This window comes from Marilutibacter chinensis, from assembly GCF_021725675.1.
GTDB classification, from domain to species: domain Bacteria; phylum Pseudomonadota; class Gammaproteobacteria; order Xanthomonadales; family Xanthomonadaceae; genus Marilutibacter; species Marilutibacter chinensis.
The window spans coordinates 36,334-61,438 of record NZ_JAKJPO010000019.1; the positions used below are offsets into that span (position 1 = coordinate 36,334).

Genomic DNA, 25,105 nt, shown 5'->3' on the forward strand with positions numbered 1-25,105 from the left:
GCACGTTTGGACGAATCTTGCGGTGCAAACCTCCATCATCATGGACGCTCGTATGATCGTGATTACAGGCATGATGCTTTGCAGGAGGTATCGTTCCGATGCCTGTTTCAATGTTCCGCCTGTCCGCACTGCCGGATGCTCCATCCGGCATCCGGCTTCGAAGTCCGAGCCGGCCGCATCGCCGGGGCTAAAACAGCTCCCCCTGCGGCGACGGCCGCCGCGGCGGCACGAACCGGCTGCAGTCCAGCGCCGGCAGGCGGCCGTAGCCGAAGCGCCGGTGTGCCTTGCGGAAGCGCTGCGCGATCAGTTCCGCGAACGGACCAGTGCCGCGCATGCGGGTGCCGAACGCGCTGTCGTAGTCCTTGCCGCCGCGCATCTGCCGGATCAGGCTCATCACGTGTGCGGCACGCTCCGGATGGTGCAGTTCCAGCCATTCGCGCCAGACCTGCTTGAGTTCGTGCGGCAATCGCAGCAGCACGTGGCCGGCGGCGCGTGCGCCGGCGGCGTGGGCGGCTTCCAGGATCGCCTCGATCTCGCCGTCGTTGATCATCGGAATCACCGGTGCGACCAGCACGCCGACCGGCACGCCCGCCGCCGACAGTTCGCGGATCGCCTTGAGCCGGGTGTGCGGAGCCGACGCCCGCGGCTCCATCCGCGCGGCAAGCCGGTTGTCGAGCGTGGTGACCGACAGGTAGACGGTGACCAGTCGCTGTCGCGCCATTGCGGCGAGCAGGTCGAGGTCACGCAGGATCGTCGCACCCTTGGTCACGAAGCTGACCGGATGCCGGCATTCGGCCAGCAGTTCCAGGCACTGGCGGGTGATCCGGTAGCGGCGCTCGATCGGCTGGTAGGCGTCGGTGTTGATGCCCAGCGCGATCGGCGTGCAGCGGTAGCCGGGTTTCGACAGTTCGTGGCGCAGCCGCTCGGCGGTGTTGGTCTTGGCAAACAGACGGGTTTCGAAGTCCAGCCCCGGCGACAGGTCCAGGTAGGCGTGCGAGGGCCGTGCGAAGCAGTAGACGCAGCCGTGCTCGCAGCCGCGGTACGGGTTGACCGACTGGCTGAAGCCGATATCCGGCGAGTCGTTGCGGCTGATGACGCTGCGCGCACGCTCCTCGCTCACCCGGGTGTCGGGGTGGCTCGTCGCATCGGACCGGTCGGTGAGTGCGTCGGCCAGCGAATCCCAGCCGTCGTCCGCCGCCTCGGTGCGGGTGACCGCGTAACGGCCATCCACGTACGAGGCCGCGCCGCGGCCCTTCACGCGTTGTGGAGACGGCGCAACGATTTTCCGGGCATCATCCATTCCCAGCAAGCCTACGCCCTGACCGTCGCAGCCGTCGCGACGCCGGTCGGCGCCCGGCATTGATCGCCCTCGGAGATACCCTGCCCGTCATGCAGACCGACTTCTGGGATTCGCTGACCCCGATCCTCAACATCGGCCTCTACCTCGGCCTGGGCTGGGCGGTCTATCTGGTCTGGCTGGGCGGCTGGATCATCCTGCAGAAGCGCGAGCCGGTGGCGACCCTGAGCTGGCTGATCTCGCTCGCCGCGCTGCCCTACGTCGGCTTCGTCGTCTATTACTTCCTCGGCCCGCAGCGGATCCATCGCCAGCGGCTGCGCCGACACCGCAGCCGCTCCTCGCTCCCCAAGCCCCCCACCGGCCTGTTGCCGGACCCGGACGCCGTCGAGCTGGCCCGGCTTGGCCAGGCGCTGACCGACCTGCCGCCGACCACGGCGACCCGGATCGACCTGCTGGTCGACGGCGCCGCCAAGTACGTCGCGCTGCTGGACGCGATCGCCACCGCACGCGATCACATCCATCTCGAGTACTACATCTTCCAGCCCGACCGCACCGGCACTGCGGTGCGCGATGCTCTGGTTGAGCGGGCCCGGACCGGGGTGAAGGTACGGCTGCTGCTCGACGCGGTCGGGTCCGGCCGGACCCCTGACGCGTTTCTGCGGCCACTGGTCGAGGCCGGCGGCGAGGTGGCCTGGTTTCACCCACTGCGGCTCCGCTATTTCTGGAAACGGCCATGGCTGAACCTGCGCACGCACCGCAAGATCGTGGTGATCGACAGCCGGGTCGCATTCACCGGCGGCATCAACATCACCGACGACCAGGACGAACGGCTGCGCACGGACGCCTACCGTGATCTGCACCTGCGCCTGGAAGGCAACGTCGTGCTCGAGCTGCAGCTGGTCTTCGTCGAGGACTGGGCCTACGCCACCGGCGCACCACCGCTGAAGCTGCCGGTGCCTGCACGGGTACGCGGCGGTGTCGCTGCGCAGGTGATCGTGTCGGGGCCGGACTCGAGCTGGGAGGCGATCCACCGGATGCATGTCAGCGCGATCCACAGTGCGCAGCGCCGGGTCTGGCTGGTGACGCCGTACTTCGTCCCCGGCGAGGCCGCCCGGATGGCATTGACCTCGGCCGCACTCGGCGGGCTCGACGTGCGCCTGCTGGTGCCGAAGCTCAGCGACAGCCGGCTGGTGACCTGGGCCACGCGCTCTTATTTCGATGAGCTGCTGAGCGCCGGCGTGCGGATCTACGAGTACGGGCCGCGCATGCTGCACAGCAAGGCCCTGCTCTGCGACGACGACCTCGTGCTGATCGGCAGCGCGAACTTCGACAACCGCAGCTTCCGCCTCAACTTCGAGGCCGGCGTGCTGTTCCGGGATCCCCACCTGGCCGCGTCGCTGGCGACGCTGATCGAGCACGAGTGCAGCGACTGCACCCCGGTGCGCGACGACCGCGATCGCTCTCTGTGGAGAGAACGCCTGCCCGAGGCGCTGGCACGGCTGGTATCGCCGTTGCTGTGATCGCTTCGCCCGGATCGCGGCAGCGGAACGCCGGCGGGTTCAGCCACGGTCCGGCAATCGCGGCTTACGCCGTTCCCTTCGGGATGGGGACGAGTGGCCCAGCCCGCTGCGTCAGGGGGCGATTCGCGCATGGCGCGAATGGGGTGTGGAGGCGGAACGCCGGGCCCACGGTTTGCGAAGCAAACTTTGGGAGATATCCGGTCGCAGCCCGATATCGTCCCCCGGCTCCGACCAGCGGCCAAGGATCGGGCACGACCGGAGACGCACGAGCGGCACGGCGTGGGTACACTTCGGGGGCCGTCTTGCAGGAAGACTCTTCCAATGATGCCCTGGCTCTCCCTTCTGCTCGCCCTGGCCGCATTGGCCGCCGCGTTCAAGGCGTCGTCGCCCGGCGTTCTCGCCCTGTGGCTTTTGTTGTCCGTGCTGTTGATGATCGGCTGGGTGCTGGGCCTGCTGGCCCAGCGTGTCGGCAGTCGCAGCCGCGATGCGTCCTACATCCTCGATCCCGCCGAACTGCAGCGCATGCGCGAGCAGGCCGAGGCGCGCCGGCTCGCCGAACAGAACAGCCCGCCCGACACCGCGAACCAGGCCACGGACAGGTCGAGGGCCATCTGACGCGGAAGGATCGAGGGCGTTCTTGGACGCGGGTGAACGCGGGGGGGTCAACGGCCGCATTGGGCGGATTGACAGGGATGCGTCCCGGGAAGTCTCTCCGCAATGCCCCGCCCCCGGACCCGCGGCATCCGTTGTCCGTGCTCATCCGCGGAAGTCCGCGTCCGCTGGACGAACGGCGCTGCTAAGCTGGCGCGATGACCGTCCTCAGCGTCAACGTCAACAAGATCGCGGTGCTGCGCAACTCGCGCGGCGGCGCCGAGCCGGATGTCGTGCAGGCTGCACGCGCCTGCCTGGATGCCGGCGCCCACGGCATCACCGTGCATCCGCGACCGGATGCCCGCCATGTCCGCGCCGACGACGTAGTCGCGCTGGCCCTGCTGACCCGCGAGTACGGTGTCGAGTTCAACCTCGAAGGCAACCCCTTCGCGCCGCCGCGACCCGGTTATCCGGGATTCCTCGCCCTGTGCGAACAGGCGCGGCCGGCGCAGGCGACCCTGGTGCCCGACGGCGACGCGCAACTGACCTCCGACCACGGCTTCGATTTCATCCGCGACGGCGATGCGCTGCGGCCCTTGATCGCCGAGCTGAAGGCGCTGGGTTGCCGCGTCAGCGTGTTCGCCGACGCCCATGTCGATCCGGACCGCTACCGGATCGAGCGCGCGGCCGATTGCGGCGCCGACCGCGTCGAGCTCTATACAGGGCCCTATGCCGAGGCGTTCGGTGAACCCGACGAGGCGGCAGTGCTCGAACGTTTCGCCACCGCCGCGGCGCGGGCGCGGGCGGCCGGGCTCGGCGTCAACGCGGGCCATGATCTCAGCCAGGCGAACCTGGGACGGTTCCTGACCGGCGTTCCTGGCGTGCTCGAGGTATCGATCGGCCATGCGCTGATCGGCGAGGCGCTGTATGCCGGCCTTGCTCCGACCGTGCACCGGTATCTGGAGATCATCGCTGCAGCCGGCGGCCGCGCGGGCTGACCGTCCGGCAGGGCTTCTCTCCTTCCCTGTCCCCGGCCGCCGATGCGGTTCCGGAACGGACCCGCCGTCCTCCGACAGCGGATCCTGACTCCGGCCCAAGCCCCTATTGCGCGTGCGCGATCTCGCGAATGCCGCTGGCGCGGGCGACGGCGAGCGCGTCGGCGAACGCCTGGTAGTCGGCATCGTCGCTGGCGCCGACGGTCAACACTACCGGCTCATCGGCCGCCGCGCGGGCAGCCAGGGCGGTGGCCAGGCCGCCGGCATCCAGCCAGGCGCCGTCGAGGCTGAAGCGGTCGTTGCCATGCGCGACCAGTTCCAGCCGCTGCATGTCCTCTACTGCCACATCCGGCGGCGGGGACTGCGGGAGGCGGGCATCGAGTGAGCGCGTCGCCACGGGCGCGATCACCATGAAGATGATCAGCAACACCAGCATCACGTCGATCAGCGGGGTGATGTTGATCTCGGCCAATGCGGCATGGCCACGAGCGGTGTCGAAAGGACTGCGGGACTGCACGGAAACTGCCATGGCACCCTCCTGTCATGGGCCCGATGCCCGCTTCCGACGTTACGCGGACCCGAGGGTGCCGGCAAGCGGGCCGACCGGCTGTGCTCCTGCGTTCGCCGTCCGCCCAGGCCCGCAGGGCACGCCCCGGTGGCGTTGCGGTTCATCGCGGGCGGGCTGCGATTGTCCGGGCGACGTGCCACATCCCGGAGATCCCGTTCCGGGGGTTGGGGGCTGACCGAGAGCCTGGCACCGGCAGGTTTGCGGCCGACGGACCATCGCAGGAGCGGCATGAGCCACGACCATGCGCGGAAAAGCCTCGTCGCGGCTTACGCCGGTCCTCCGGGGCCCGTATGCGGGCCGGAACATGTGCCTCAAGCGGCCGGACAAAAAAACGCCGCCCGGGCGGGCGGCGTTCAATTCAAGCATCACGACGGTAAACGTCGATCGGCTTCGTTTTCAGGATCAGTTCTCGACGAAGCCGATCTTTTCCATCTTTGCGTTCTTGGCCGCGGTCAGGACCTTGGCCAGGGTGCCGTAGGCAGCATCGCCGTTGGCGTCGATCTCCAGCGTCGGCTGATTGGTCGGGTCGCGCTGGACCTCGGACGTCATCCGCGTCTGCAGCTCAGCCAGCGGTGCCGGCGAGTCGTTCCAGAAGACCGTGCCGCTGGCATCGATCCGCAGCCTGATCGGCGGCGGCGGATCGCTCTTGACCTCGGGCGGGTTGGTGCTGCGCTGTGGCAGCGAGATATCGACCGGATAGCTGGCAATCGGCGCCGTGACCATGAAGATGATCAGAAGCACCAGCATCACGTCCACGAGGGGCGTGACGTTGATGTCGGCCATCGCGCCGCTGCCGCCAGTAGTGAAAGCCATGATTGCGCTCCCTTAGTTGCCGCGATCGGCAATGGTGACGAAGCCGACCTTGCGCATGCCCTGGGCCTGCGCGGTCTTCACGACTTCATTGACGATGCGGTACTTGGTGGTCTTGTCGCCACGCACGTTGACCTGCGGCTGGGGCGTCTTCTGCGCCTCGACCGAGAAGCGGCTTTCGAGCATGTCCTTGGTGACCGGCTCGTCGTTCCAGAACAACGAGCCGTCCTCCAGCACCGCCACCGTGATCGGCGGCGTCGGCAGCGGATCCTGCTTCTCTTCCAGATTGGCCTCCGGCAACTCCACCTTCACCTTATGCGTCATAAGGGGCGCGGTGATCATGAAGATGATCAGCAGCACCAGCATCACGTCCACGAGGGGCGTGACGTTGATGTCGGCCATTGCGCCGCCGCTACCGCCAGAACTGAAAGCCATGTTCGAACTCCAAAATCGCGTGTGTGACGATGACGCCTATCAGCGCTTGGCGCCGATGTCGCCGACGCGCGAACCGGTGGCGAAGAAGTCGTGCAGGTCGTGCGCGAAGGTGTCGAACTTGTTGTTCGTCACGCGGTTCAGACGGGTGAAGAAGTTATACGCCAGCACCGCCGGGATCGCGACGAACAGACCGATCGCGGTCATGATCAGCGCCTCGCCGACCGGACCGGCGACGGCGTCGATCGACGCGTTGCCGCTCATGCCGATGCGGATCAGGGCGTGGTAGATGCCCCACACGGTACCGAGCAGACCGACGAACGGCGCGGTCGCACCGACCGAGGCCAGCAGGGTCAGACCCGCTTCCAGACCCGAGCTCTCGCGGGTGACGGCCTGACGCAGGGCACGGTCGACGAACTCGGAGCGGTTCAGCGACTCGACCAGGCGCGAGCCTTCATGGCGCTGGTGGTGCGAGGCGGCCTGGGCGGCGTCGAGGGCGATCTTCGAGAACGGCTCGCTGCGCGGCTGCTCTTCCATGTAACGGATCGCATCCTGCGCGTTCGGGGTTTCCCAGAACGTGCTGATGACGCGGTCGGAGGTCGCGCGAAGACGCATGTTCTTCACGAAGTTGTAGATCATCCAGTAGATCGACATGGCCGACATGGTCACCAGGGTGATGAACACGATCCAGGCGACCAGATCGAAGTTCTGGATCATGTGGCCAAAGCTCATCTGCTGGAGGGCTTGAGCGTTGGAGCCCCCGGCAGTGGCAGCGGTGGTGGTTTCCTGCAGCATGACGCTTACCTTTGAATGTCGTGGAAGGAAAAAGCTGTTACGAAAGAACGGAGCGTTTCTTCAAGGATCGTTGAAACGTGTTGCCCGGTGTTGTGTTGCCCTGTTACCCGTCCTGCCGGCCCGATCAGCGCGGCGGGACGAAATCGACCGGGACGCGCACCTTGCTGGCCACGGCCACGCCGTTGCGCATTTCCGGATTGAACCGCCACTTGCGTGCAGCTTCCATTGCCGAGCGGTCCAGATTGCGGTTGCGGCTGGACTTCTCGACCGAGACGTCAAGCACGTTGCCTTGTGCGTCGATGCTGATGATCAGCACCACCGTGCCGCCAATGCCCTGGCGGGCCTCGGTCGGCGGATAGCGCGGCGGGTTGAGCCGGCGCGAGGAGGGGTCGACGCTGGAACCGATGTTGGTGGCCGGCGGCGGCGGCGACGGCGGGGCCGGCGGCGGCGCCTGCACGTCGACCGGGCTCGGATCGTCGAACACCACCGGCGGCTCTTCCGGCGGCGGCGGCAGCGGGGTCGGCTGCGGCGGCGCGATCTTCGGTGGCGGCTTGAGCTCCTTCGGGGGCTCCGGCGGCGGCGGCGGCGGCGGTGGGGGCGGCGGCGGCGGCTTGATCAGATTGACGAGGGTGACCTCTTCCTTCTGCTCTTTCGGCGGCGGCGGCGCCATCGGCGCCAGCAGCAGCAGCAGGGCCGCGGCGTGCACCGTGATCGCCATGGTGATACCGGCAATGCGGGCCCAGTTCAGGCCTTCGTCGCGATCGTCGTTATGAACGTGGTTTTCGAGGTCTTGCGTCATGCGCCGTCAGCTCGGGGAGGTGTTTCCGCAACGTCTGACGCCGCGGGCGTTGGTCATGGCCCGGACGCGCTTTCGCGACGCCCGAACCTCCTAGCTTATACCAAATGGACCCCATGGTTCCAAGTGGGAAGCCCATCATTTTGTCGTATTGATCGACAGCCGATCAACCGCCAGGCAGAGCGGTGATCTGCTTGGCTTCCTCCGGGCGCTTGACACCCTTGGCCAGCGCCTGGCGCGCGGCCTCCTTGGCTTCGGAGATTCGGTCTTCCTGCCACAGCACCTTCGCCAGATTCAGGTAGGTCTCGCCGTCCTCGTCCATCGGCGCGGCCTTGCGGTAGGCCTCGATCGCCGGTTCGATCTGCTCGGAAAAGTAGTAGGACTGGGCGAGGGCCAGGTTGTTCTGGAAATCATTCTGGAGGATACCCTTGTCCAGGCCCTCCTTGATCACGTTGGCCGCCTCGCGCTCCTTGCCGTCCATGTTGAGGTAGGTCGAATAGAGCTGGCGGTACTCGCGGTCGTCGGTGAGCTGACCGGACGCGCGCAGCTTCTCCAGCACTTCGGCGGCCTTGGCGAAGTTCTCGCCCTGCTGGTAGGTCGCCGCCAGATTGAGCTGGGCGCGCTTGTCGCCCGGGTTCTTGGCCGCGACCGACTCGGCCAGTGCGGCCGCCTCGGCCGACTGCCCGGTTTCGAAATAGGTCGCCATCAGCAGTTGCTGCCAGTCATTGCGCGGCTCGTCGCTGCTGTCGATCGCCTGCTTGAGCACCGTCGCGGCCTCGGGGTAGCGTTCCATCCGGTACAGCGCGTTGCCCTTGATCACCAGATGCTCGGGCTTGCTGCTGCTGGTCTCGGCGAAGAAGCGGTCGATCGTCGCCAGCGCCTTGTCGTACTGCTCTTCCTGCAGCTCGAGCTGGCCCAGCATCAGCATCGCGCCGTAGTGGCCGTTGTTGTCCAGACCGTTGTACTCGATGGCCTTCTCGAGATAGCGCATCGCCGCGGCGGTGTCGTCGCTGTCGTATGCGCTCTGCGCGGCGATCTGGGCGGCGAACGACTTGTCGTACTCGTTGGCCTTTTCGTTGGCCATGATCTCCTCGGCGATCGCGATCGCCTCGGCGCTCTCGTCGTCGTCGTAGCGATCCATCATCTTCTGCAGTTTCGACGACATCCGCGACGAGGCCTTGGTCCTGGGCTCCTGGCGGCTGGCTTGCGGATAGTCGACGTTGCTGGCCGCCTGGCTGTCGCTGTTGCGCTGGGCCTGGCGCTCGCGGCGCTCCTGGGCACGATCCTGGGCGGTCTGCGCATGGACCTGCGAGACGCCACCGAACACGAGCACCGCACCGATGGCGGCGGCAAGCAGGTTGAGGTGGCGGGGCGTGGTTGCGTTCATCGAGTCACCTTCTGGATGCTGCGACCGTCCTGGGTCGGAAACTGGATCGGAACCGGCAGAGCTTGGATCTGCGGGGCGGTCACGCTACCAGAAACGCATGACCGCGGCATACTGGGTTGACCTTGTTACGATTTTGTTGCGCCTGCAGGGTTCCACCGGGCGGGAGACGCGCCAGACCTGCGTTCGAGGCCCTTGCCGCGACGGCTTCAGCCGCAGCGCGGCCGGCGGCCGGCGGCCTGGGCCTGCTGCCAGGTCGGCGCCAGACTGTCGGCACGGCTGTCGAGCTCCTGGATCCGCGAGGCCGGGTTGGGGTGGGTCGACAGCCATTCCGGTGGCTGTCCGCCGCTGGCGGACATCATGTTCTTCCACAGGTCGACGGCCTGGTGCGGGTCGTAGCCGGCGCGGGCCATCAGCTGCTGGCCGACCACGTCGGCCTCGGTTTCCTGGGTGCGGTTGTTCGGCAGCAACAGGCCGGCCTGGACCGCGGCGCCGCCGAGCTGGCCGGTGGTGCTGGCCGCGGACTGGCCGTAACGGGCGCCGACCAGCGCGCCCAGCAGGCCCAGCCCGGTCTGCGCTCCCATCTGCCGGGTGATGCGCTCGTCGTGGTGGTTGGAGATCACATGGCCGACCTCGTGGGCGACCACCGCCGCGAGCTGGTCCTGGTTCCTGGCGACCTTGAAGATCCCGGTGTTCACGCCGACCTTGCCGCCGGGCAGGGCGAAGGCGTTGGGCTCGTCGTCGACGAACAGGGCGACTTCCCAGCCTGCCTGCTGTCCGGCCGGCAGCTCGCGGGTGATCGAGTTCACCACACAACGCACGTAACGGGTCTGGGTCGCATTGGTACTGATCTGTTTGTTCTTTTTGGCCTGGTCGAAGGCCTGGATGCCGAGCTGCTGGAGCTGGGCCTCGGACATGCCGCCGACGACCTGGGTGCGGCCGGTCGGCGAGGTGGTGGTCGCGCAGGCGGACAGCAGGCCACCCAGCGCCAGGACGAGCACGAGTGGCGGCGATCCGGTGCCGGCTGGCGCGATCGTCCGGCGAGGCGACGGCGTGGTTCTGGTCGACATGTGCACCCCCTTGCGTGAACAGGCTCGTTTTAGCCGAACACGGATTAACATCTCGTAATCGCGCGGATCCGCTGGACCGGCGGTTCAGCCATGGCCGGTGAGCAGCAGGGCGCAGGCGAGGGCGTTGTTGATGGTGTGGGCGCCGATCGCCGCCCACAGGGTTCCGGTGCGCCGATAGACCCAGGCAAACGCCGCCCCCATTGCCGCGTACACCAGCCACAACTGCAGCACGGCCTGCCACGGGTTGTCGCTGAGCCCGGGCACCTCGTGCACCAGCGCGAACACCGCGCCGCTGAGCAGCATCCCCAGGCCTGGGCGGCCCGCCTGCCACAGGCGGCCGAACAGCACCCGGCGGAACAGCAGCTCCTCATAGGCGGGGGCGAGCACGATCGCGAACACCAGCATGAACACCGGGCTGTCGGTGAACGCCGCCTCGACCATTGCCAGATTCGTCGGTACCGGCGTCGTGCCCAGGCGTTCGCCCAACCAGCCGATGGCGAGGCTGAATGCCAGCACGGCCAGCCCGGTAGCGAGCATCCAGCCCCAGGTCGACGCGCGGGCCAGGGCCGCCCGCGAGGCGGCGCGTTCGCCGGCGCCGGCACGGCGGCGCAGGAAGTAGATCAGCAGCACTGCCGGCGCCATCGACAGCAGGGTCATCCAGACCAGGGTCGCACCCTGGGGCTGCGCATCGGGCCGCAGCCGGCCCGCGAGGCCGGCCAGGTCGCCGGGCGCCGCGATGAACGCCGTCCACAGCATCCAGCCGATCATCAGCACGGTGCTCAACACCAGCATCACCGCCACCGTGGCCAGCAGGTCGGCGGTGAAGCCGAGCAGGGCGCGGCCGAGGCCGCCCGGCGCCGCCATCGGCAGCGGTGGCGGCTCGGACCGGCCGTGCAGTTCGGTCGCGCTCACCGGAGAATTCCGCCCGCGGCCGCCGACCGCGCGCTCAGACTTCGAGGCTGGCGACCTTCGGCACGTTGTCCTGGATGAACTCGCGGGGTAGGTGAGCGCTGGTGCCGCAGGCACGCGGGCTGCCAACAGGCAAGCCGCGAAGCGCGAACGCCCGGGGCAGGCCACCCCGGGCGGGAGCACTCGACGAGGCCAGGATGGCCAAGCCTGGTGCCACTGGAGCCGCGCCACCGCATAGCGGGATTCAGACGTCGAGGTTGGCGACCTTCAACGCGTTGTCCTCGATGAACTCGCGGCGCGGCTCCACCACATCGCCCATCAACGTGCTGAAGATCTGGTCGGCGGCGACCGCGTCCTCGATGCGAACGCGCAGCAGACGCCGGGTTTCCGGATTGACCGTGGTTTCCCACAACTGCTCGGGGTTCATCTCGCCCAGGCCCTTGAAGCGCTGGATCTGACGGCCCTTCTTGGCCTCGTCCATCAGCCAGGCCTGCGCCTGGGCGAAGCTCTCGACCGGCTGGGCGCGGTTGCCGCGGAGGATCTGGGCGCCGTCGCGGACCAGGCCGTGCAGCTGGTCGGCGGCCTCGCGCAACGCGCGCAGCTCGCCACTCTCGAATGCGGACAACGGCAGCAGCTGGGCGACCGTCTGGCCCATGTGGGTGCGCTCGATCCGCAGTGCGGCCGGTTGCAGGTCGTTAGCCGGCTGGAACGCCAGCGCATAACGCGGCTGGCCCAGGCCACTGCGGTTGAGGCGGGCGGCGAGGACATCGAGCTCGTGCTGCTCGTCGGTGTTGTCCTGCAGGCGCGTGGCGTCGAGCGGACTGAAGTCGATCAGCGCCTCGAGTACGCGCGGGTCGAAGCGGTGCTGGTTGCGGGCGATCACCTCGCGTGCGGACGCGTAGGCCAGCAGCAGCTTCTCCAGTGCCGCACCGGCGATCGGGGGTTCGCCATCGGCCGGAATCAGGCTGGCGTTCTCGACCGCGTGGCTGGCCAGGTAGGCATCCAGCGCCGCATCGTCCTTCAGGTACAGCTCGGTCTTGCCCTGCTTGATCTTGTACAACGGCGGCAGGCCGATATAGATGTGGCCGCGCTCGATCAGCTCCGGCATCTGCCGGTAGAAGAACGTCAGCAACAGCGTGCGGATGTGGCTGCCGTCGACGTCCGCGTCGGTCATCAGGATGATGCGGTGGTAGCGCAGTTTGTCCGGGTTGTACTCGTCCTTGCCGATGCCGGTGCCCAGGGCGGTGATCAGGGTACCGACCTCGGCGCTGGACAGCATGCGATCGAAACGCGCGCGCTCGACGTTGAGGATCTTGCCCTTGAGCGGCAGGATCGCCTGGGTCTTGCGGTTGCGCCCCTGCTTGGCCGAGCCGCCGGCGGAGTCGCCCTCGACGATGAACAGCTCGGACAGCGCCGGATCCTTCTCCTGGCAGTCGGCGAGCTTGCCGGGCAGGCCGGCGATGTCGAGCGCCCCCTTGCGCCGGGTCAGGTCGCGGGCCTTGCGCGCGGCCTCGCGGGCACGCGCGGCGTCGACCACCTTTTCGCAGATCGCGCGGGCCTCGTTCGGGTTTTCCTCGAGGAACTCCTGCAAACGTGCACCGAACGTGCTCTCAACTACCGGCTTCACGTCGGAACTGACCAGCTTTTCCTTGGTCTGGCTGGAGAAACTGGGATCGGGCACCTTCACCGACAGCACCGCGATCATGCCTTCACGCATGTCGTCGCCGGACAGGCTGATCTTCGCCTGCCGGGCAATGCCATTGGCCTCGATGTAGTTCGACAGGGTACGGGTCAGCGCGGCGCGGAAGCCGGCCAGGTGGGTGCCGCCATCCTTCTGCGGGATGTTGTTGGTGAAGCAGAACATCGTTTCCTGGTAGGCATCGGTCCACTGGATCGCGACGTCGACGCTGATGCCGTTCTGCTCGCCGGACACGGCGATGACGTTCGGGTGCAGCGGGGTCTTGAGCTGGGCGAGGTGTTCGACGAACGAACGGATGCCGCCCTCGTACTGGAACACGTCGCGCTTGCCTTCGCCGCGCTCGTCCGCCCGCTCGTCGATCAGGGTGATCTTGACCCCCGAGTTCAGGAACGACAGCTCGCGCAGGCGCTTGGCCAGGATGTCGTAGTGGAACTCGGTGTCGGTGAAGATGCTCGCCGCCGGCTTGAAGCGCAGCAGTGTGCCGCGCTTCGTGGTCGGCTCCAGAACCTGCAGCGGCGACAGCGGCTCGCCCAGCGCGTACTCCTGGTGGTGGTGGTGGCCGTCGCGCCAGACGTCGAGCCAGAGGTGCTCGGACAACGCGTTCACCACCGACACGCCGACGCCGTGCAGGCCGCCGGACACCTTGTAGCTGTTGTCGTCGAACTTGCCGCCCGCATGCAGCACGGTGAGGATCACTTCCGCCGCGGAGACGCCTTCCTCCTTGTGGATGTCGACGGGCATGCCGCGGCCATTGTCGAGCACCGACACCGAGCCATCCTCGTGAATGGTGACGACGATGTCGTCGGCGTGGCCGGCGAGTGCCTCGTCGACCGAGTTGTCGACGACCTCGAACACCATGTGATGGAGGCCGGTGCCGTCGTGCACGTCGCCGATGTACATGCCGGGACGCTTGCGCACCGCCTCGAGGCCGCGCAGGACGGTGATCTTGCTGGAGTCGTAGATCTGGTTCGGGACCGTCTCGGTAGCGGTGTCCTGGACGGATCCGTTCTGCGAGTCAGGGGAGTTGGGGTCGTGCTCGGATGAGGTCATTGCGGCAACAGGCTCCGGCAACGCGGCCGCGAAAGCGCGACGCGTCCACACACATTAGCTATAAGCGACCGTCGAGTATACCAGCCGGGCCGAAGCCGCCGGTCGCCCGGACACGCTGCGATGCGGGCGCCGGGAGCGATGTTCAGGCGCAGGATCGAAAGGCGGCAGCACTTGCGGATCGTCCGCTGCGAAGGAGGGCAGTCCGGGCACCGCCACGTCCGGTCAGGTCTGTCGCGTCTCGATCGGAACCAGCGCTCCATGTTCCACGTGGAACCTCGTCACCGGCACCTGGACCTTCTGCAGCCCCGGCGGGGACTCCGTCCCGGTAATGAAGGCCTGTGCGTCGCTTCCGACCAGACGCGAGAGGACGCGGGCCTGATGTTCCCGATCGAGCTCGGATCCGAGGTCGTCGAGCACGATCACCGGCCAGCTGCCACGGCTCGCCGCATGGTGCGCCGCCTGCGCCAGCACTGCCGACAATGCGGTCAGCTTTGCCTGCCCGCGGGAAAGTGCCTCGCGACCGGGGAGGGTGGGGAAATGGATACGCCAATCGGCCCTGTGGGGTCCGACCGAGGTATGCCCGCTCTGCAGATCGCGGTCGCGAGCCAGCAGCAGCGCGTCCTCGAGCGACACCGCCTCTCGACGCCAACCCGGGAGGTACTCCAGTTCCACTTCACCCAGGGCCGGTGCAAGGCCGGCCAGCAGCGGAGCCAGTAGCCCCCGCAAATCCTCGAGATAGAGCTGGCGCCGGCGGCTGATGGGTTCGCCCGCCTCCGCGAGCTCCCGCTCCCAGGCATCCAGCCCATCCCCGATGCGCCGGCTCTTCAACAGCGCGTTACGTTGCTTCAACGCCCGGGCGTATCGGCGCCACAGGGGCATGAACTCATGTTCCACGTGGAACAGCCCCCAGTCGAGGTAGCGTCGGCGCGTCTCCGCACCACCGGTGATCAGCGCGTGGCTACCCGGCTCGAAGCTGACCACAGCCAGCGCCGCGCACAGGTCGCCGAGCTGGGACACGTTGCTGCCGTCGAGGCGGCCAACCCAGTCCTGGCCGCTGTGACGGAGCCCGGCCCGGCGCAGGCGGGTTTCGCCGCCGCCTGCTGCCGGCTCGCGCCACTCGACGAACACCTCCAGCGCTTCCGCACCTGCCTGTAGCAGGCCGTCGCGGACCCGACCACGGAAGCTCCGCCCATAGGCCATCAGATGCATCGCTTCCAGCAGCGAGGTCTTGCCTGCACCGTTGGCGCCTGTAATCAGGTTGATCCCGGGAGCGGGCGCCAGGCTGATCTCGTCGAAGCGGCGAAAGCGGCGGAGATCGAGGCGGGTGATCTGCATGGGCAAAGCTTAAAGGGATAGGAGGTAGCAGGGGAGGACAGGATCGGGGCTTACAGGGAAGGCGCTGGCAGCCATCCGGGCTGCGACATCATCTCCACCACAATCCGCGAGGTGGCGTAAGCCGCAACGGATCGTCGTATCAGTCTCATCGCGGCTCACGCCGCATCTACAGAACCGATGCACTCTCGCGGTACCGGGGAGATGGCGCTGACATTCCCTCACGAAAACGCCCGGCACATGGCCGGGCGTCGATGTTCCACGTGGAACCTGCCGGTTCCGGCGTCGTGGTCAAAGCCGCAACGGCATGACCACGTGACGGCTGCGCTCGTTGCCGGCCTCGCGAACCAGCGCCGAGGAGTTGGCATCGCGCAGGGCCAGGATCACCTGCTCGTCGCGCAATGCGGTCAGTGCATCCAGCAGGTAGTTCACGTTGAAGCCGACCGCGAGGTCGTCGACCTTGGTCTCGGCCTCGACTTCCTCCTGGGCTTCCTCCTGCTCCGGATTGTGCGCGCTGATCTTCAGCTGGCCCGGCGATACCTCGATCCGGACGCCGCGATACTTTTCGTTCGACAGAATCGCCGCACGTTGCAGCGACGCACGCAGCACTTCGCGGTCGATCCGGACCTCACGATCGGCACCGATCGGGATGACCGCTTCGTAATCCGGGAAACGGCCGTCGATCAGCTTGCTGGTGAAGGTCACATCGTCGCGCTTGATCCGGATGTGGCCGCGGCCCATCTCGATTTCGACCTCGCGGTCGCCGCCTTCGAGCAGACGCTGCAGCTCGGTGACGCCCTTGCGCGGAACGATGATCTGTCGCTTGGTGCCGTTGCCGCCTTCCAGCGCGGCTTCGCACAGCGCCAGGCGATGACCGTCGGTGGCGACGCAGCGCAGGCTGCCTTCGCGCAGGTCGAACAGCAGGCCGTTGAGGTAGTAACGCACGTCCTGCTGGGCCATGGCGAACGCCGTTCGCTCGATCAGCTCTTTCAACGAGGCCTCCGGGACCCGCACGCGTTCGGTCGCCTCGACCTCGTCGATCGCCGGGAAATCGTTGGCCGGCAGGCTGGCAAGGGTGAAGCGGGAGCGTCCGGCCTGGACCGTGATCTTCTCGGCGTTCTGGCTGACGGTCACGGTGCTGCCGTCGGGCAGGGCCCGCACGATGTCGAACAGCTTGCGCGCCGGAATCGTGGTCTCGCCGTCAACCGCATCGTCGACCAGGATCCGCGACACCATCTCGACTTCGAGATCGGTGCCGGTCAGCGCGAGCTGTCCGTCCTTGACCTGGACCAGCAGGTTGGCCAGCACCGGCAGGGTCTGGCGCCGTTCGACCACGTTGACGACCTGCGCCAACGGCTTGAGAAACACTTCACGTTGCAGGCTGAAACGCATGCTCAACCGCTCCCCTATGCCCAAGACAAAAGATTGGATAAATCAAAAGCGTGGTGGTGATGGTGTCGGCGAAAACCCGGGAAAACCATCATAACTCTTTGTTCTGAAACAAAATTTAGTGCAGATGAACCTTTGTGGAACCGAGCTGACAAACGGGTACAAGCTGTGGACAAGTTTCGCGCTCCGGGTCGGCCTTCCAGTTGTCCACAGCTTGTTCGCATGCCGTCCAGAATATTCCCTTTCCTGTTCACATTGCCCGGATTCCGGCCACTGGGCCGCTTGTCGTCACCGTTGTCGTGGCGAGCTCGGGGCGGACCCGGCAGGCGCCACGACGCGTTCCTTCACTCGCTCAGCTTCCGGATCAGCTTGTCCCAGTCCTCGCGCAGCTTGCCGTCCGTCTCCATCAGGGTGCGGATCTGCCGGCAGGCATGCAGCACCGTGGTGTGGTCGCGGCCGGCGAAGGCATCGCCGATTTCCGGCAGGCTGTGCTCGGTGAGCTCCTTGGTCAGCGCCATCGCCATCTGGCGCGGACGGGCCAGCGAGCGGGTCCGTCGTTTCGACAACAAATCCTTGATTTGCAGGCCGTAGTAGTCTGCCACGGTCTTCTGGATGTTGGGGATGCCGATTGCCTGCTGTTGCGCACGCAGCAGATCGCGCAGGGTCTCCTGGGCGAACTCCACGGTGACCGCGCGGCCGGTGAAGTTGGCGCGGGCGGTGAGCGTATTGAGCGCGCCCTCGAGGTCGCGCACGTTGCTGCGCATCTTCTTGGCCAGCAGGAAGGCGACGTCCTCCGGAATCTGCGCGCCGCGCTCGCGCGCCTTGCTCAGAACGATCTGCGCGCGGGTCTCGAAGTCCGGCGGCTCGATCGCCACGCTCAGGCCCCAGGCCAGGCGCGACTTCAACCGCGGCTCCAGCCCGTCGACCTCGCGCGGATAGCGGTCGCAGGTCAGGATGATCTGCTGCCTGCCGTCGAACAGCGCATTGAAGGTGTGGAAGAACTCCTCCTGGGTGCGGTCCTTGCCGGCGAAGAACTGGATGTCGTCGATCAGCAGCGCGTCCACCTGCTGGAACTGGCGCTTGAACGCGTCCATCGTCTTGTCCTGCAGTGACTTCATCATCGCGCTGAAGAACTGCTCGCTGCGCAGGTACATCACCCGCGTGCCGGGGTTGTTCGCGCGCATCGCGTTGCCGGCGGCGAACATCAGGTGGGTCTTGCCCAGACCGGTGCCGCCATACAGCAGCAGCGGGTTGTGGGCACGATCGCCCGGCTTGAGCGCAGCCTGCCAGGCAGCGGCGCGGCCGAGCTGGTTGCTGCGGCCCTCGACGAAGTTGTCGAAGGTGTAGTGACTGTCGAGATGGCCGTTGAACGGCGCGGCTGGAGCGGATACCGGCGTCGCTGCCATCGCTGTCGTGCGGGCTTCCGGCGCCGGCACGCGCGGCAGCGAGCCGACTTCCAGGCTGACCTCGGCGCTGCCGGCGAAGTGGCCGAGCAGTTCGCGGATGCGGGCGAGGTAGCGCTCGCGCACCTGCTCGACGACGAAGGCGTTGGGTGCATACAGCACGGTCACCTGGTCGCGACGGGTCGCCTGCAGGGGCTTGAGCCAGGTGTGGACATCCTCGGCCGGGAGTTCGGCTTCGAGACGTTCGAGGCAGCGGGGCCAGGCGTCCATAGAATCGATGCGCGTTCCGATAGTGCGAAAGCAACCGACGCGCGATGCCTGCGGCGTCGCACGCACGGGGCGGTGGGGGTCAGCCAGACTATCACCGTGGCGGGTACGGGAACAGCGCGACGGGTGCCGTCAGCAGCGTCGATGCCACGTCAATCGCGGGTCGGGACGGCCGCCGCCACGTGAATGCGGCCATCCGCGCTGGCCGCGTCGGGACCCGCTCAGCAAAGGTCCTCGCGACGAACCGGCCGTTGGCCGGCACACCCCTCCGGCTTGACCGTGGACGGCACCACGGCTAGACTTCGCGGTTCTCTATTTCCCGCATTCAACGCAGAGCCGGACCATGGCCACCAAGCGCACCTACCAGCCCAGCAACCTCAAGCGCAAGCGCGACCACGGCTTCCGTGCGCGCATGGCGACCGCCGATGGCCGCAAGATCCTTGCGCGCCGCCGTGCCAAGGGCCGCAAGCGTCTTTGCGCCTGAGCCGGAAAGCGGCTCCCGCGATGTGCCGCGGCATGCTGATGCCGGCACCCGACCGGATGGCCGCGGCCTGCAATGACGTCCCACCGCTTCCCGCGCACCGCGCGGGTTCGCGCGCGTAACGACTTCGATCGCACCTTCAAGCACGGCCGGCGCGTGGCGCTGCCCGTGCTTGCCCTGCATTACCGTCTCGACAATACCGAAGACGTCGCTCCGTCCGGGGCGCCGGCATGTCCGGGCGTTGCCCGGCTCGGTCTGGCCGTCTCGCGCAAGGTCGATCCGCGGTCGGTCGGACGCAACCGCATCAAGCGCGCACTGCGCGAAACTTTCAGACGGCATCGCGAACGGCTGCCTGCCGGCGACTACGTCGTGGTCGCCCGTCCCGGCGCCTCCCGGCTGCCGGGAGCGGCGCTGCGACAGGCATTCGAACAGCTGCTGCAACGTGCCGGTGCGTTGCCCCGTCCGCAGACGGGCGGCACAATGCGCGCCAACCCGTCCGGCGAATCGCCCGCGTCACCCGTTTCCGAACGCCCTTCCGGTCATCCCGGCCGATGAGCCCGCCCGGGATACCTTGCCTGCGCCGGTCCGGGCCCAATACCTGGGGGATTGACCGCAAGCATCCGTCCGGCAGCCTGCGACCCCGGTTGCCGTGCGTCTCCGCCGGCCCGGCCGTCGAATCGCGGGGCGGCCGAGCATGCGCCCTGCTGGAAAGTCCGTGAAAAGCCCGCCTCCTGTGAGTCCGACCGCATGAATCAAACCCGCCTTTTCCTGATCTTCGCCTGGCTGATGGTGGCGACCCTGCTGTGGGTGGAGTGGAACGAGGAGCAGGCGCCGGCGCCACAGCCGGCCGCGACCGCGGTGCCCGGCGCCGCGTCCGTACCCGGCGCCGGCGATGCGCCCACGGCATCGGTCGATGGCATCCCCAGCGCGAGCAGCCAGGCGCCGGCCAACGCCGTCGCGACCGCGCCGACCGGCGATCCGTCGGTCACCGTCAGCACCGACGTATTCCGGGTCGAACTCGGCGGGGGCGAGCTGAGCCAGGTCGACCTGATCGGCTACGGGCAGACCGCAGCGGAAGACAGTCCGCCGGTGCGCCTGTTCACCCGGGATCCGCTGCACTACTTCGTCGCGCGCAGCGGCTGGAGCAGCCCGCAGGGAGCGCCGGACCACGCCCGCGGCTTCCGCCTCGAGGGCGACGTCCGTAGCTTCGCCCTGGCCGAGGGCCAGGACCAGCTGGTGGTGCCATTCCTGTGGACCGGCGCCGATGGCGTGACCATCCGCCGCAGCTACACCTTCAGGCGCGGCGATTACGCGATCGGCGTGCGCGACGAGGTCGTCAACAATGGCGACCAGCCGTGGCAGGGCTACATCTACCGCGAGCTCGACCGGATTCCTGCGGTGGTTCAGAAGAGCGGACCGATGAGCGCGGAGAGCTACAGCTTCCAGGGCGCAGTCTGGTATGACGAAAGCGACGGCTACGATCGCCGCAACTACGACGACTTCGTCGACGACGGCCCACTCAATCGCACCGTCAACGGCGGCTGGATCGCGATGCTGCAGCATCACTTCTTCGCCGCCTGGATCCCGCAGCAGGATCAAGCCTCGCTGTTCGTGCTCGAGCAGGGCAACGGCCGCTACGGCATTGAATCGCGCGGGCCGTCGTTCAATGTCGCGCCGGGGGGTTCGGCGGCGACCACCGCGCGCCTGTGGGTCGGTCCCAAGCTGGTCGAAGGCATCAAGGCGCAGGAGGTGAAGGGGCTGGATCGCGCGGTCGACTACAGCCGGTTCGACATCTTCGCCGCGCTCGCCAACGCGCTGTTCTGGCTGCTGGAGAAGATCCATGTGCTGGTCGGCAACTGGGGCTGGGCGATCATCGGCCTGGTGGTGATCATCAAGGCGATCATGTATCCGCTGTCGAAGGCGCAGTACAAGTCGATGGCGCGGATGCGCAAGTTCCAGCCGCGCATCGCCGCATTGAAGGAGCGCTATGGCGAGGACCGCCAGAAGTTCCAGCAGGCGATGATGGAGCTGTACAAGAAGGAGAAGATCAACCCGGTCGGCGGTTGCCTGCCGATGCTGGTGCAGATGCCGGTGTTCCTCGCGCTGTACTGGGTGCTGCTGGAGTCGGTCGAGCTGCGTCACGCGCCGTGGATGCTGTGGATCCAGGATCTGACCGCGCGCGATCCGTACTTCGTGCTGCCGGCCATCAACATGGCGGTGATGTGGGCGACGCAGAAGCTGACGCCGATGACCGGCATGGATCCGATGCAGCAGAAGATGATGCAGTTCATGCCGCTGGTGTTCGGCGTGATGTTCGCGTTCTTCCCGGCCGGCCTGGTGCTGTACTGGGTGACCAACGGCGCGCTCGGTCTGCTGCAGCAGTGGTGGATGACGAAGAAGTACGCGGAGGCGCCGGTCAAGGGCTGAAGCGGACTCCGGCAATGGGCGACAAGGAGACGGCGGACCTTTCCAGGTCCGCCGTTTTCGTTTGCGCGAGAAAGCCGCGGCGCGCGGCCGGCCGCACTCAGGCGGTCGTGGTCTCGGTCTCCGGCTCGGCGTCGGTCGTGGCTTCTGCCTCGGCCGCCGGCTTGCCCGCCGCGACCTTGGCCAGTTCGGCCTTGACCGCCGCGCTCTGCGCCTCCTTGCCGAGCTGGCAGCTGCGGCGCAGGTCCGGGCACATGTGCTGCATGTAGTCGACGTCCAGATTGACCCGCTCGACCAGGAAGTCGACGAATGCGCGCACCTTCGGCGACTGCACGTGTCCGCGCGGGAACACCGCGTTGAAGTCGTACTCCGGACCGGTCCAGCCGGCCAGCACGCGCTTGAGATAGCCCTGCTCGACATGGGTGCGGACCATCACGTCGGCCGCCATCATCATCGCTTCGCCACACAGCAGCGCACCGCGCAACGCGGCCGGGTCGTTGGCGACCATGATCGGATCGACGACGAAATCCTGCATGCCGTTGCCGTCGTCGAGCGCCCAGGCGTACTGGCCGCCGTTGCGACGCGACTTCGGGAACGCCAGCGTGCGGTGATGCTGCAGGTCGTTCGGGTGCAACGGCTCGCCATGACGTTCGATGTAGTGCGGGCTGGCGTAGACCTGGGTGCGCAGCACCGCGAGCCGGCGCGCGACCAGGTTGGAGTCGGGCAGTGCGCCGATGCGCAGGGCGACGTCGATCTCCTTGCCGACCAGGTCGAGGGTATCGTTGCTGAGCAGCATCTCGATCCGCACTTCCGGGTGCCGGGCATGGAATTCGCCCAGCAGCGGCGCGATGCGGTCGATGCCCATCGAATAGGGCACGGTCACCCGCAGCCAGCCACGCGGACCGGCCTGTAGCTGGCCGACCGCGCTTTCCGCCTCATCCAGTTCGCGGGCGATCCGCTGGCAGTGCTCGAAGTAGACGTTGCCGGCCTCGGTCAGGCCGAGCTTGCGGGTGGTCCGGTGCAGCAGCTGCGCGCCGAGCCGGGTTTCCAGTTCCTGCACCTTGCGGCTGACGGTGGTCTTGGGCAGGCGCAGGGCGCGGGCGGCGGCGATGAAACTGCCGGCTTCCACCACCTTGACGAAGATCAGGGTGTCGTTGAGGTCGCGGGCCATCGATGGATTCCTGTGATGCCGGCGAGGATCGCCGCCTGGGCCGGGCAGATCCGGTCCGCAGCGACGTCCCTGCAGGACGGTGGGGAGGGCTTCGGTGGGATATTGGACCGAAGGTGGAACAATTATTCCCTCATTTGCCGGCTAATCAAGTGCCGGTCATCGGCGTAGTCTGGCCACCATTCCCACCGAGGCCCGCCGCCATGTTGGCCCCCCGCCTGCTCCGTCGCGTATTCCTGCCGCTGATGCTGATCGCCATGTCCGTCCTGGCCTGGCCGGCATTCATCGTGCTCCGGGAAGGGCTGTCGGCGGGCTCGGGCGAGGCCTGGATGGTGCTGTGGATGCTGGCCTTCGTGTTCGTCCTGCCGGTGACCCTGCTGCTGCTGCCATCGATGGCCGCGCTCGCCGACTTGGCCCGCCAGCGGGACAATATCCCACTGGCGGGAGTGAAAATCCCATGACCGGGATGGTGCCCGTACCGATGCCGTCCTCGCTGCCCGTGGTGGTGCTCGGCGCCAGCGGCGGGATCGGCCGTGGCGTGGTCCGGGCAGCGCTGGATCGCGGCCGCCCCGTGATCGCGGTCGCCCGGGACCCGGACGCGCTCGACACCCTGCGTCCGCTGGCGCCGAAGTCGATGCTGACACTGCTGCCAGGTTCGGTCGCCGACGACGTCGGCGGTTCGCAGCTGGCCGAGCGCCTGCGCCGGCTCGACCGTCCACTGGCCGGAGTGGTCGCCTGCGTCTGCGGCCGTTCGCAGGCCGGCCGCCTGCTCAACCAGCCGGCCGAGCAACTGCGGCAGCGTCTGGACGAGGACCTGCTGCCGCACCTGGCCGCGGCACGCCACCTGCTGCCATTGCTCGCCGAGCGCGGCCGCAACAGCACCTATGTGCTGATCGGTGGTCCCGGCGGCGAACACCCATGGGCCGGCTACGGTCACCGCTCGGTCGCCGCTGCCGCGCTGCGGATGCTGACCCGGGTGCTGCACGATGAGGCCCGCGCCCAGGGCGTACGGGTGCAGCTGCTGACGGTCGACAGTCCGGTGCGGACGTCGGCGCGGCGCCAGCAGTGCTGTCCGCAATGGCCCAGCGCGCTGGCGGTCGGCCAGCAGGCGCTGGCCCTGGTCGATCGCGAGAACCCGTCGGCGATTCCCGCGCCGATCGTGCGTTACGACGGCGCCGACCGCATCGACGCACCGCCGGCTGTCGAAACGGCGACAGCTGGATCGTCGGAATCGCGAACGCCGGACAGCATCGGCCGCGGGACGTCGTCGCCGCACCCGCGACGGCAACCGCAGCACCGATCGCAACCGGACCTGCTGCCAGAAGGTTGTCAGCAGTCGGCCCGCACTCTGTTGATGAACCTGCTGACGCCGCCGTCCTCGCGGACCGTCGCCGAACCCGATCCACTCGCTTCCTCCTCCCCATCGCCTCAAGACAAGGAACGCCCCGCATGAATCCCCACGTCACCCCCATCAGTACGCCGTCCCGGCGCCTGGCGCGTTCCGGGACCGGCCTGCCGCTGCTGGCGCTCACCCTGAGCATGGCCGTCAGCCTGTTCGTCGCCGGTTGCGGCAGCCAGGCCTCCACCGCCGACGCGATGCCGCCGGCGGAGGTCAGCGTCGCCGAGGTCGTCAGCCGCGACGTGCAGCCCTGGGACGAGTTCACCGGCCGCGTCAGCGCGGTGGAGAGCGTCGAGCTGCGACCGCGCGTCAGCGGCTACGTCGAACGCGTCGCCTTCGACGAAGGCCAGGAGGTCGCCAAGGGCGACCTGTTGTTCGTGATCGACCAGCGCCGCTACCGCGCCGAGCTGGCCCGCGCCGAGGCCGATCTCGCGCGGGCGCGCAGCGAGGCGCAGCTGGCCCGAACCCAGGATGCGCGCGCGCAGTCTCTGGTCGAGGCCAAGGCGATCTCGCGCGAGGAGTTCGAGTCCCGTCGCGCCAGCCGTTCGCAGGCCGAAGCCGCAGTACGCGCCGCCGAGGCGGCGGTCGCCAACGCGCGCCTGGACCTGCAGTTCACCGAGGTGCGCGCACCGATCTCAGGCCGTGCCGGCCGTGCGCTGGTCACCGCTGGCAATCTCGCCCAGGCCGACGCCACCGTGCTGACCACGCTGGTCTCGCTGGATCCGGTCCACGTCTACTTCGAGGCCGACGAGCAGACCTGGCAGCGCTACAACGCCCAGGCCGGCGAGAAGCGCGCGGTCGAGGACAACGCGGTACGGGTCGGTCTGGCCGGCGAGAGCGGCTATCCGCATGCCGGCAAGGTCGACTTCGTCGACAACCAGGTCGACGCCGGCACCGGCACGATCCGCGCCCGCGCGGTCGTCGCCAATCCCGACCGCCTGCTGACGCCGGGGCTGTTCGCCCGCGTGCAGTTGCAGGGACGCGACAGCCACCGTGCGCTGCTGGTCGACGACAAGGCGGTGCTGACCGATCAGGATCGCAAGTACGTCTACGTCCTCGGCGAAGGCAACACCGCGATGCGCAAGGACGTCCGCCTCGGTCGCGAGATCGGCGACCTGCGCGAGGTCGCCGACGGACTGGAACCGGGCGACAAGGTGGTCGTGCATGGCGTGCAGAAGATCTTCTTCCCCGGCATGCCGGTCGCGCCGACGACGGTGGAGATGGGCGCGCCGCCCGCACCGCCGCAGGTCGCCAGCGCGGAATCCGGGGCCGAACCGGCTGGGCCCGCGGGGGGCAGCCAGTGATGCCGTAACTCGTCCGGCGTCT

Annotated in this window: 23 protein-coding genes; 9 read left to right on the forward strand and 14 right to left on the reverse strand. The window is 67.8% G+C overall.

Annotated elements, in window-relative coordinates; genetic code table 11:
• Positions 1-187: 187 nt before the first annotated feature.
• Positions 188-1,300 (reverse strand): PA0069 family radical SAM protein, encoded by a 1,113-nt coding sequence (locus tag L3V18_RS17965; RefSeq protein ID WP_237056798.1) that lies wholly within the window; start codon positions 1,298-1,300, stop codon positions 188-190.
• 89 nt (positions 1,301-1,389) lie between these two features.
• Here L3V18_RS17965 and cls point away from each other — a divergent pair, with 89 nt between their 5' ends.
• The 3 genes from cls (at position 1,390) to L3V18_RS17980 (ending at position 4,406) form a co-directional block, all read left to right on the forward strand.
• Entirely contained in the window at positions 1,390-2,817 is a 1,428-nt protein-coding gene (cls, locus tag L3V18_RS17970; RefSeq protein ID WP_237056799.1) for a cardiolipin synthase, read from the forward strand.
• 321 nt (positions 2,818-3,138) lie between these two features.
• Entirely contained in the window at positions 3,139-3,432 is a 294-nt protein-coding gene (locus tag L3V18_RS17975; protein ID WP_237056800.1) for a hypothetical protein, read from the forward strand.
• A 194-nt stretch (positions 3,433-3,626) separates the two neighbouring features.
• Positions 3,627-4,406 (forward strand): pyridoxine 5'-phosphate synthase, encoded by a 780-nt coding sequence (locus L3V18_RS17980; RefSeq protein WP_237056801.1) that lies wholly within the window; start codon positions 3,627-3,629, stop codon positions 4,404-4,406.
• 103 nt (positions 4,407-4,509) lie between these two features.
• Here the strand turns inward: L3V18_RS17980 and L3V18_RS17985 are convergent, their stop codons facing one another.
• The 12 genes from L3V18_RS17985 to dnaA all read right to left on the reverse strand — a co-directional run bounded on the left by L3V18_RS17985 (position 4,510) and on the right by dnaA (position 18,310).
• Positions 4,510-4,932, reverse strand: coding sequence for an ExbD/TolR family protein (locus L3V18_RS17985; protein WP_237056803.1), 423 nt, complete (start codon positions 4,930-4,932; stop codon positions 4,510-4,512).
• A 441-nt stretch (positions 4,933-5,373) separates the two neighbouring features.
• A complete protein-coding gene (locus L3V18_RS17990; RefSeq protein WP_237056805.1) occupies positions 5,374-5,784 on the reverse strand; it encodes an ExbD/TolR family protein in 411 nt (136 codons plus the stop codon).
• A 12-nt stretch (positions 5,785-5,796) separates the two neighbouring features.
• Positions 5,797-6,216 carry an ExbD/TolR family protein gene (locus L3V18_RS17995; protein WP_237056807.1) on the reverse strand — a complete coding sequence of 140 codons (420 nt, stop codon included), beginning with the start codon at positions 6,214-6,216 and terminating at the stop codon, positions 5,797-5,799.
• 39 nt (positions 6,217-6,255) lie between these two features.
• On the reverse strand, positions 6,256-7,008 hold the full coding sequence (locus L3V18_RS18000; RefSeq protein WP_237056809.1) for a MotA/TolQ/ExbB proton channel family protein: 753 nt from the start codon (positions 7,006-7,008) through the stop codon (positions 6,256-6,258).
• Between the two features lie 124 nt (positions 7,009-7,132).
• Positions 7,133-7,807 carry an energy transducer TonB gene (locus L3V18_RS18005; protein ID WP_237056812.1) on the reverse strand — a complete coding sequence of 225 codons (675 nt, stop codon included), beginning with the start codon at positions 7,805-7,807 and terminating at the stop codon, positions 7,133-7,135.
• Between the two features lie 163 nt (positions 7,808-7,970).
• Positions 7,971-9,191 (reverse strand): tetratricopeptide repeat protein, encoded by a 1,221-nt coding sequence (locus tag L3V18_RS18010; RefSeq protein WP_237056814.1) that lies wholly within the window; start codon positions 9,189-9,191, stop codon positions 7,971-7,973.
• Between the two features lie 206 nt (positions 9,192-9,397).
• Positions 9,398-10,258, reverse strand: coding sequence for a M48 family metallopeptidase (locus L3V18_RS18015; RefSeq protein ID WP_237056815.1), 861 nt, complete (start codon positions 10,256-10,258; stop codon positions 9,398-9,400).
• Between the two features lie 84 nt (positions 10,259-10,342).
• Positions 10,343-11,170 (reverse strand): CPBP family intramembrane glutamic endopeptidase, encoded by an 828-nt coding sequence (locus L3V18_RS18020; protein ID WP_237056816.1) that lies wholly within the window; start codon positions 11,168-11,170, stop codon positions 10,343-10,345.
• 241 nt (positions 11,171-11,411) lie between these two features.
• Positions 11,412-13,916, reverse strand: coding sequence for a DNA topoisomerase (ATP-hydrolyzing) subunit B (gene gyrB / locus L3V18_RS18025; RefSeq protein WP_237056817.1), 2,505 nt, complete (start codon positions 13,914-13,916; stop codon positions 11,412-11,414).
• A gap of 222 nt (positions 13,917-14,138) precedes the next feature.
• On the reverse strand, positions 14,139-15,251 hold the full coding sequence (recF, locus tag L3V18_RS18030; RefSeq protein WP_237056818.1) for a DNA replication/repair protein RecF: 1,113 nt from the start codon (positions 15,249-15,251) through the stop codon (positions 14,139-14,141).
• A gap of 288 nt (positions 15,252-15,539) precedes the next feature.
• Positions 15,540-16,640 (reverse strand): DNA polymerase III subunit beta, encoded by a 1,101-nt coding sequence (gene dnaN / locus L3V18_RS18035; RefSeq protein ID WP_237056819.1) that lies wholly within the window; start codon positions 16,638-16,640, stop codon positions 15,540-15,542.
• 341 nt (positions 16,641-16,981) lie between these two features.
• Entirely contained in the window at positions 16,982-18,310 is a 1,329-nt protein-coding gene (gene dnaA, locus L3V18_RS18040; protein ID WP_237056820.1) for a chromosomal replication initiator protein DnaA, read from the reverse strand.
• A gap of 340 nt (positions 18,311-18,650) precedes the next feature.
• On the opposite strand from dnaA, the gene rpmH reads away from it, so the two are divergent.
• The 3 genes from rpmH (at position 18,651) to yidC (ending at position 21,215) form a co-directional block, all read left to right on the forward strand.
• Complete coding sequence (rpmH, locus tag L3V18_RS18045) at positions 18,651-18,791, forward strand: 50S ribosomal protein L34 (RefSeq protein WP_031374044.1); 141 nt, start codon at positions 18,651-18,653, stop codon at positions 18,789-18,791.
• Positions 18,792-18,863: 72 nt separating this feature from the next.
• Positions 18,864-19,343 carry a ribonuclease P protein component gene (gene rnpA, locus L3V18_RS18050; RefSeq protein WP_237056821.1) on the forward strand — a complete coding sequence of 160 codons (480 nt, stop codon included), beginning with the start codon at positions 18,864-18,866 and terminating at the stop codon, positions 19,341-19,343.
• A 192-nt stretch (positions 19,344-19,535) separates the two neighbouring features.
• Complete coding sequence (yidC, locus tag L3V18_RS18055; RefSeq protein ID WP_237056822.1) at positions 19,536-21,215, forward strand: membrane protein insertase YidC; 1,680 nt, start codon at positions 19,536-19,538, stop codon at positions 21,213-21,215.
• Positions 21,216-21,312: 97 nt separating this feature from the next.
• Here yidC and L3V18_RS18060 read toward each other — a convergent pair whose 3' ends face one another.
• The gene (locus L3V18_RS18060) at positions 21,313-22,383 is read right to left on the reverse strand and encodes a LysR family transcriptional regulator (protein WP_237056824.1); all 1,071 of its coding nucleotides are present in this window, start codon (positions 22,381-22,383) and stop codon (positions 21,313-21,315) included.
• A gap of 200 nt (positions 22,384-22,583) precedes the next feature.
• Between L3V18_RS18060 and L3V18_RS18065 the strand changes: the two genes are divergently transcribed.
• The 3 genes from L3V18_RS18065 (at position 22,584) to L3V18_RS18075 (ending at position 25,083) form a co-directional block, all read left to right on the forward strand.
• The gene (locus tag L3V18_RS18065) at positions 22,584-22,841 is read left to right on the forward strand and encodes a hypothetical protein (protein ID WP_237056825.1); all 258 of its coding nucleotides are present in this window, start codon (positions 22,584-22,586) and stop codon (positions 22,839-22,841) included.
• Positions 22,838-23,833: an SDR family NAD(P)-dependent oxidoreductase gene (locus tag L3V18_RS18070; RefSeq protein ID WP_237056827.1), complete on the forward strand. Its 996-nt coding sequence runs from the start codon at positions 22,838-22,840 to the stop codon at positions 23,831-23,833. Before L3V18_RS18065 ends, L3V18_RS18070 begins: the two co-directional genes overlap by 4 nt.
• Before the next feature lie 86 nt (positions 23,834-23,919).
• Positions 23,920-25,083: an efflux RND transporter periplasmic adaptor subunit gene (locus L3V18_RS18075; protein WP_237056867.1), complete on the forward strand. Its 1,164-nt coding sequence runs from the start codon at positions 23,920-23,922 to the stop codon at positions 25,081-25,083.
• Positions 25,084-25,105: the final 22 nt, after the last annotated feature.

Coding starts and splice junctions, on each gene's coding strand:
- L3V18_RS17965 (WP_237056798.1), bottom strand. CDS start 1,300: ATGGATGATGCCCGGAAAATCGTTGCGCCGTCTCCACAACGCGTGAAG.
- cls (WP_237056799.1), top strand. CDS start 1,390: ATGCAGACCGACTTCTGGGATTCGCTGACCCCGATCCTCAACATCGGC.
- L3V18_RS17975 (WP_237056800.1), top strand. CDS start 3,139: ATGATGCCCTGGCTCTCCCTTCTGCTCGCCCTGGCCGCATTGGCCGCC.
- L3V18_RS17980 (WP_237056801.1), top strand. CDS start 3,627: ATGACCGTCCTCAGCGTCAACGTCAACAAGATCGCGGTGCTGCGCAAC.
- L3V18_RS17985 (WP_237056803.1), bottom strand. CDS start 4,932: ATGGCAGTTTCCGTGCAGTCCCGCAGTCCTTTCGACACCGCTCGTGGC.
- L3V18_RS17990 (WP_237056805.1), bottom strand. CDS start 5,784: ATGGCTTTCACTACTGGCGGCAGCGGCGCGATGGCCGACATCAACGTC.
- L3V18_RS17995 (WP_237056807.1), bottom strand. CDS start 6,216: ATGGCTTTCAGTTCTGGCGGTAGCGGCGGCGCAATGGCCGACATCAAC.
- L3V18_RS18000 (WP_237056809.1), bottom strand. CDS start 7,008: ATGCTGCAGGAAACCACCACCGCTGCCACTGCCGGGGGCTCCAACGCT.
- L3V18_RS18005 (WP_237056812.1), bottom strand. CDS start 7,807: ATGACGCAAGACCTCGAAAACCACGTTCATAACGACGATCGCGACGAA.
- L3V18_RS18010 (WP_237056814.1), bottom strand. CDS start 9,191: ATGAACGCAACCACGCCCCGCCACCTCAACCTGCTTGCCGCCGCCATC.
- L3V18_RS18015 (WP_237056815.1), bottom strand. CDS start 10,258: ATGTCGACCAGAACCACGCCGTCGCCTCGCCGGACGATCGCGCCAGCC.
- gyrB (WP_237056817.1), bottom strand. CDS start 13,916: ATGACCTCATCCGAGCACGACCCCAACTCCCCTGACTCGCAGAACGGA.
- recF (WP_237056818.1), bottom strand. CDS start 15,251: ATGCAGATCACCCGCCTCGATCTCCGCCGCTTTCGCCGCTTCGACGAG.
- dnaN (WP_237056819.1), bottom strand. CDS start 16,640: ATGCGTTTCAGCCTGCAACGTGAAGTGTTTCTCAAGCCGTTGGCGCAG.
- dnaA (WP_237056820.1), bottom strand. CDS start 18,310: ATGGACGCCTGGCCCCGCTGCCTCGAACGTCTCGAAGCCGAACTCCCG.
- rpmH (WP_031374044.1), top strand. CDS start 18,651: ATGGCCACCAAGCGCACCTACCAGCCCAGCAACCTCAAGCGCAAGCGC.
- rnpA (WP_237056821.1), top strand. CDS start 18,864: ATGACGTCCCACCGCTTCCCGCGCACCGCGCGGGTTCGCGCGCGTAAC.
- yidC (WP_237056822.1), top strand. CDS start 19,536: ATGAATCAAACCCGCCTTTTCCTGATCTTCGCCTGGCTGATGGTGGCG.
- L3V18_RS18060 (WP_237056824.1), bottom strand. CDS start 22,383: ATGGCCCGCGACCTCAACGACACCCTGATCTTCGTCAAGGTGGTGGAA.
- L3V18_RS18065 (WP_237056825.1), top strand. CDS start 22,584: ATGTTGGCCCCCCGCCTGCTCCGTCGCGTATTCCTGCCGCTGATGCTG.
- L3V18_RS18070 (WP_237056827.1), top strand. CDS start 22,838: ATGACCGGGATGGTGCCCGTACCGATGCCGTCCTCGCTGCCCGTGGTG.
- L3V18_RS18075 (WP_237056867.1), top strand. CDS start 23,920: ATGGCCGTCAGCCTGTTCGTCGCCGGTTGCGGCAGCCAGGCCTCCACC.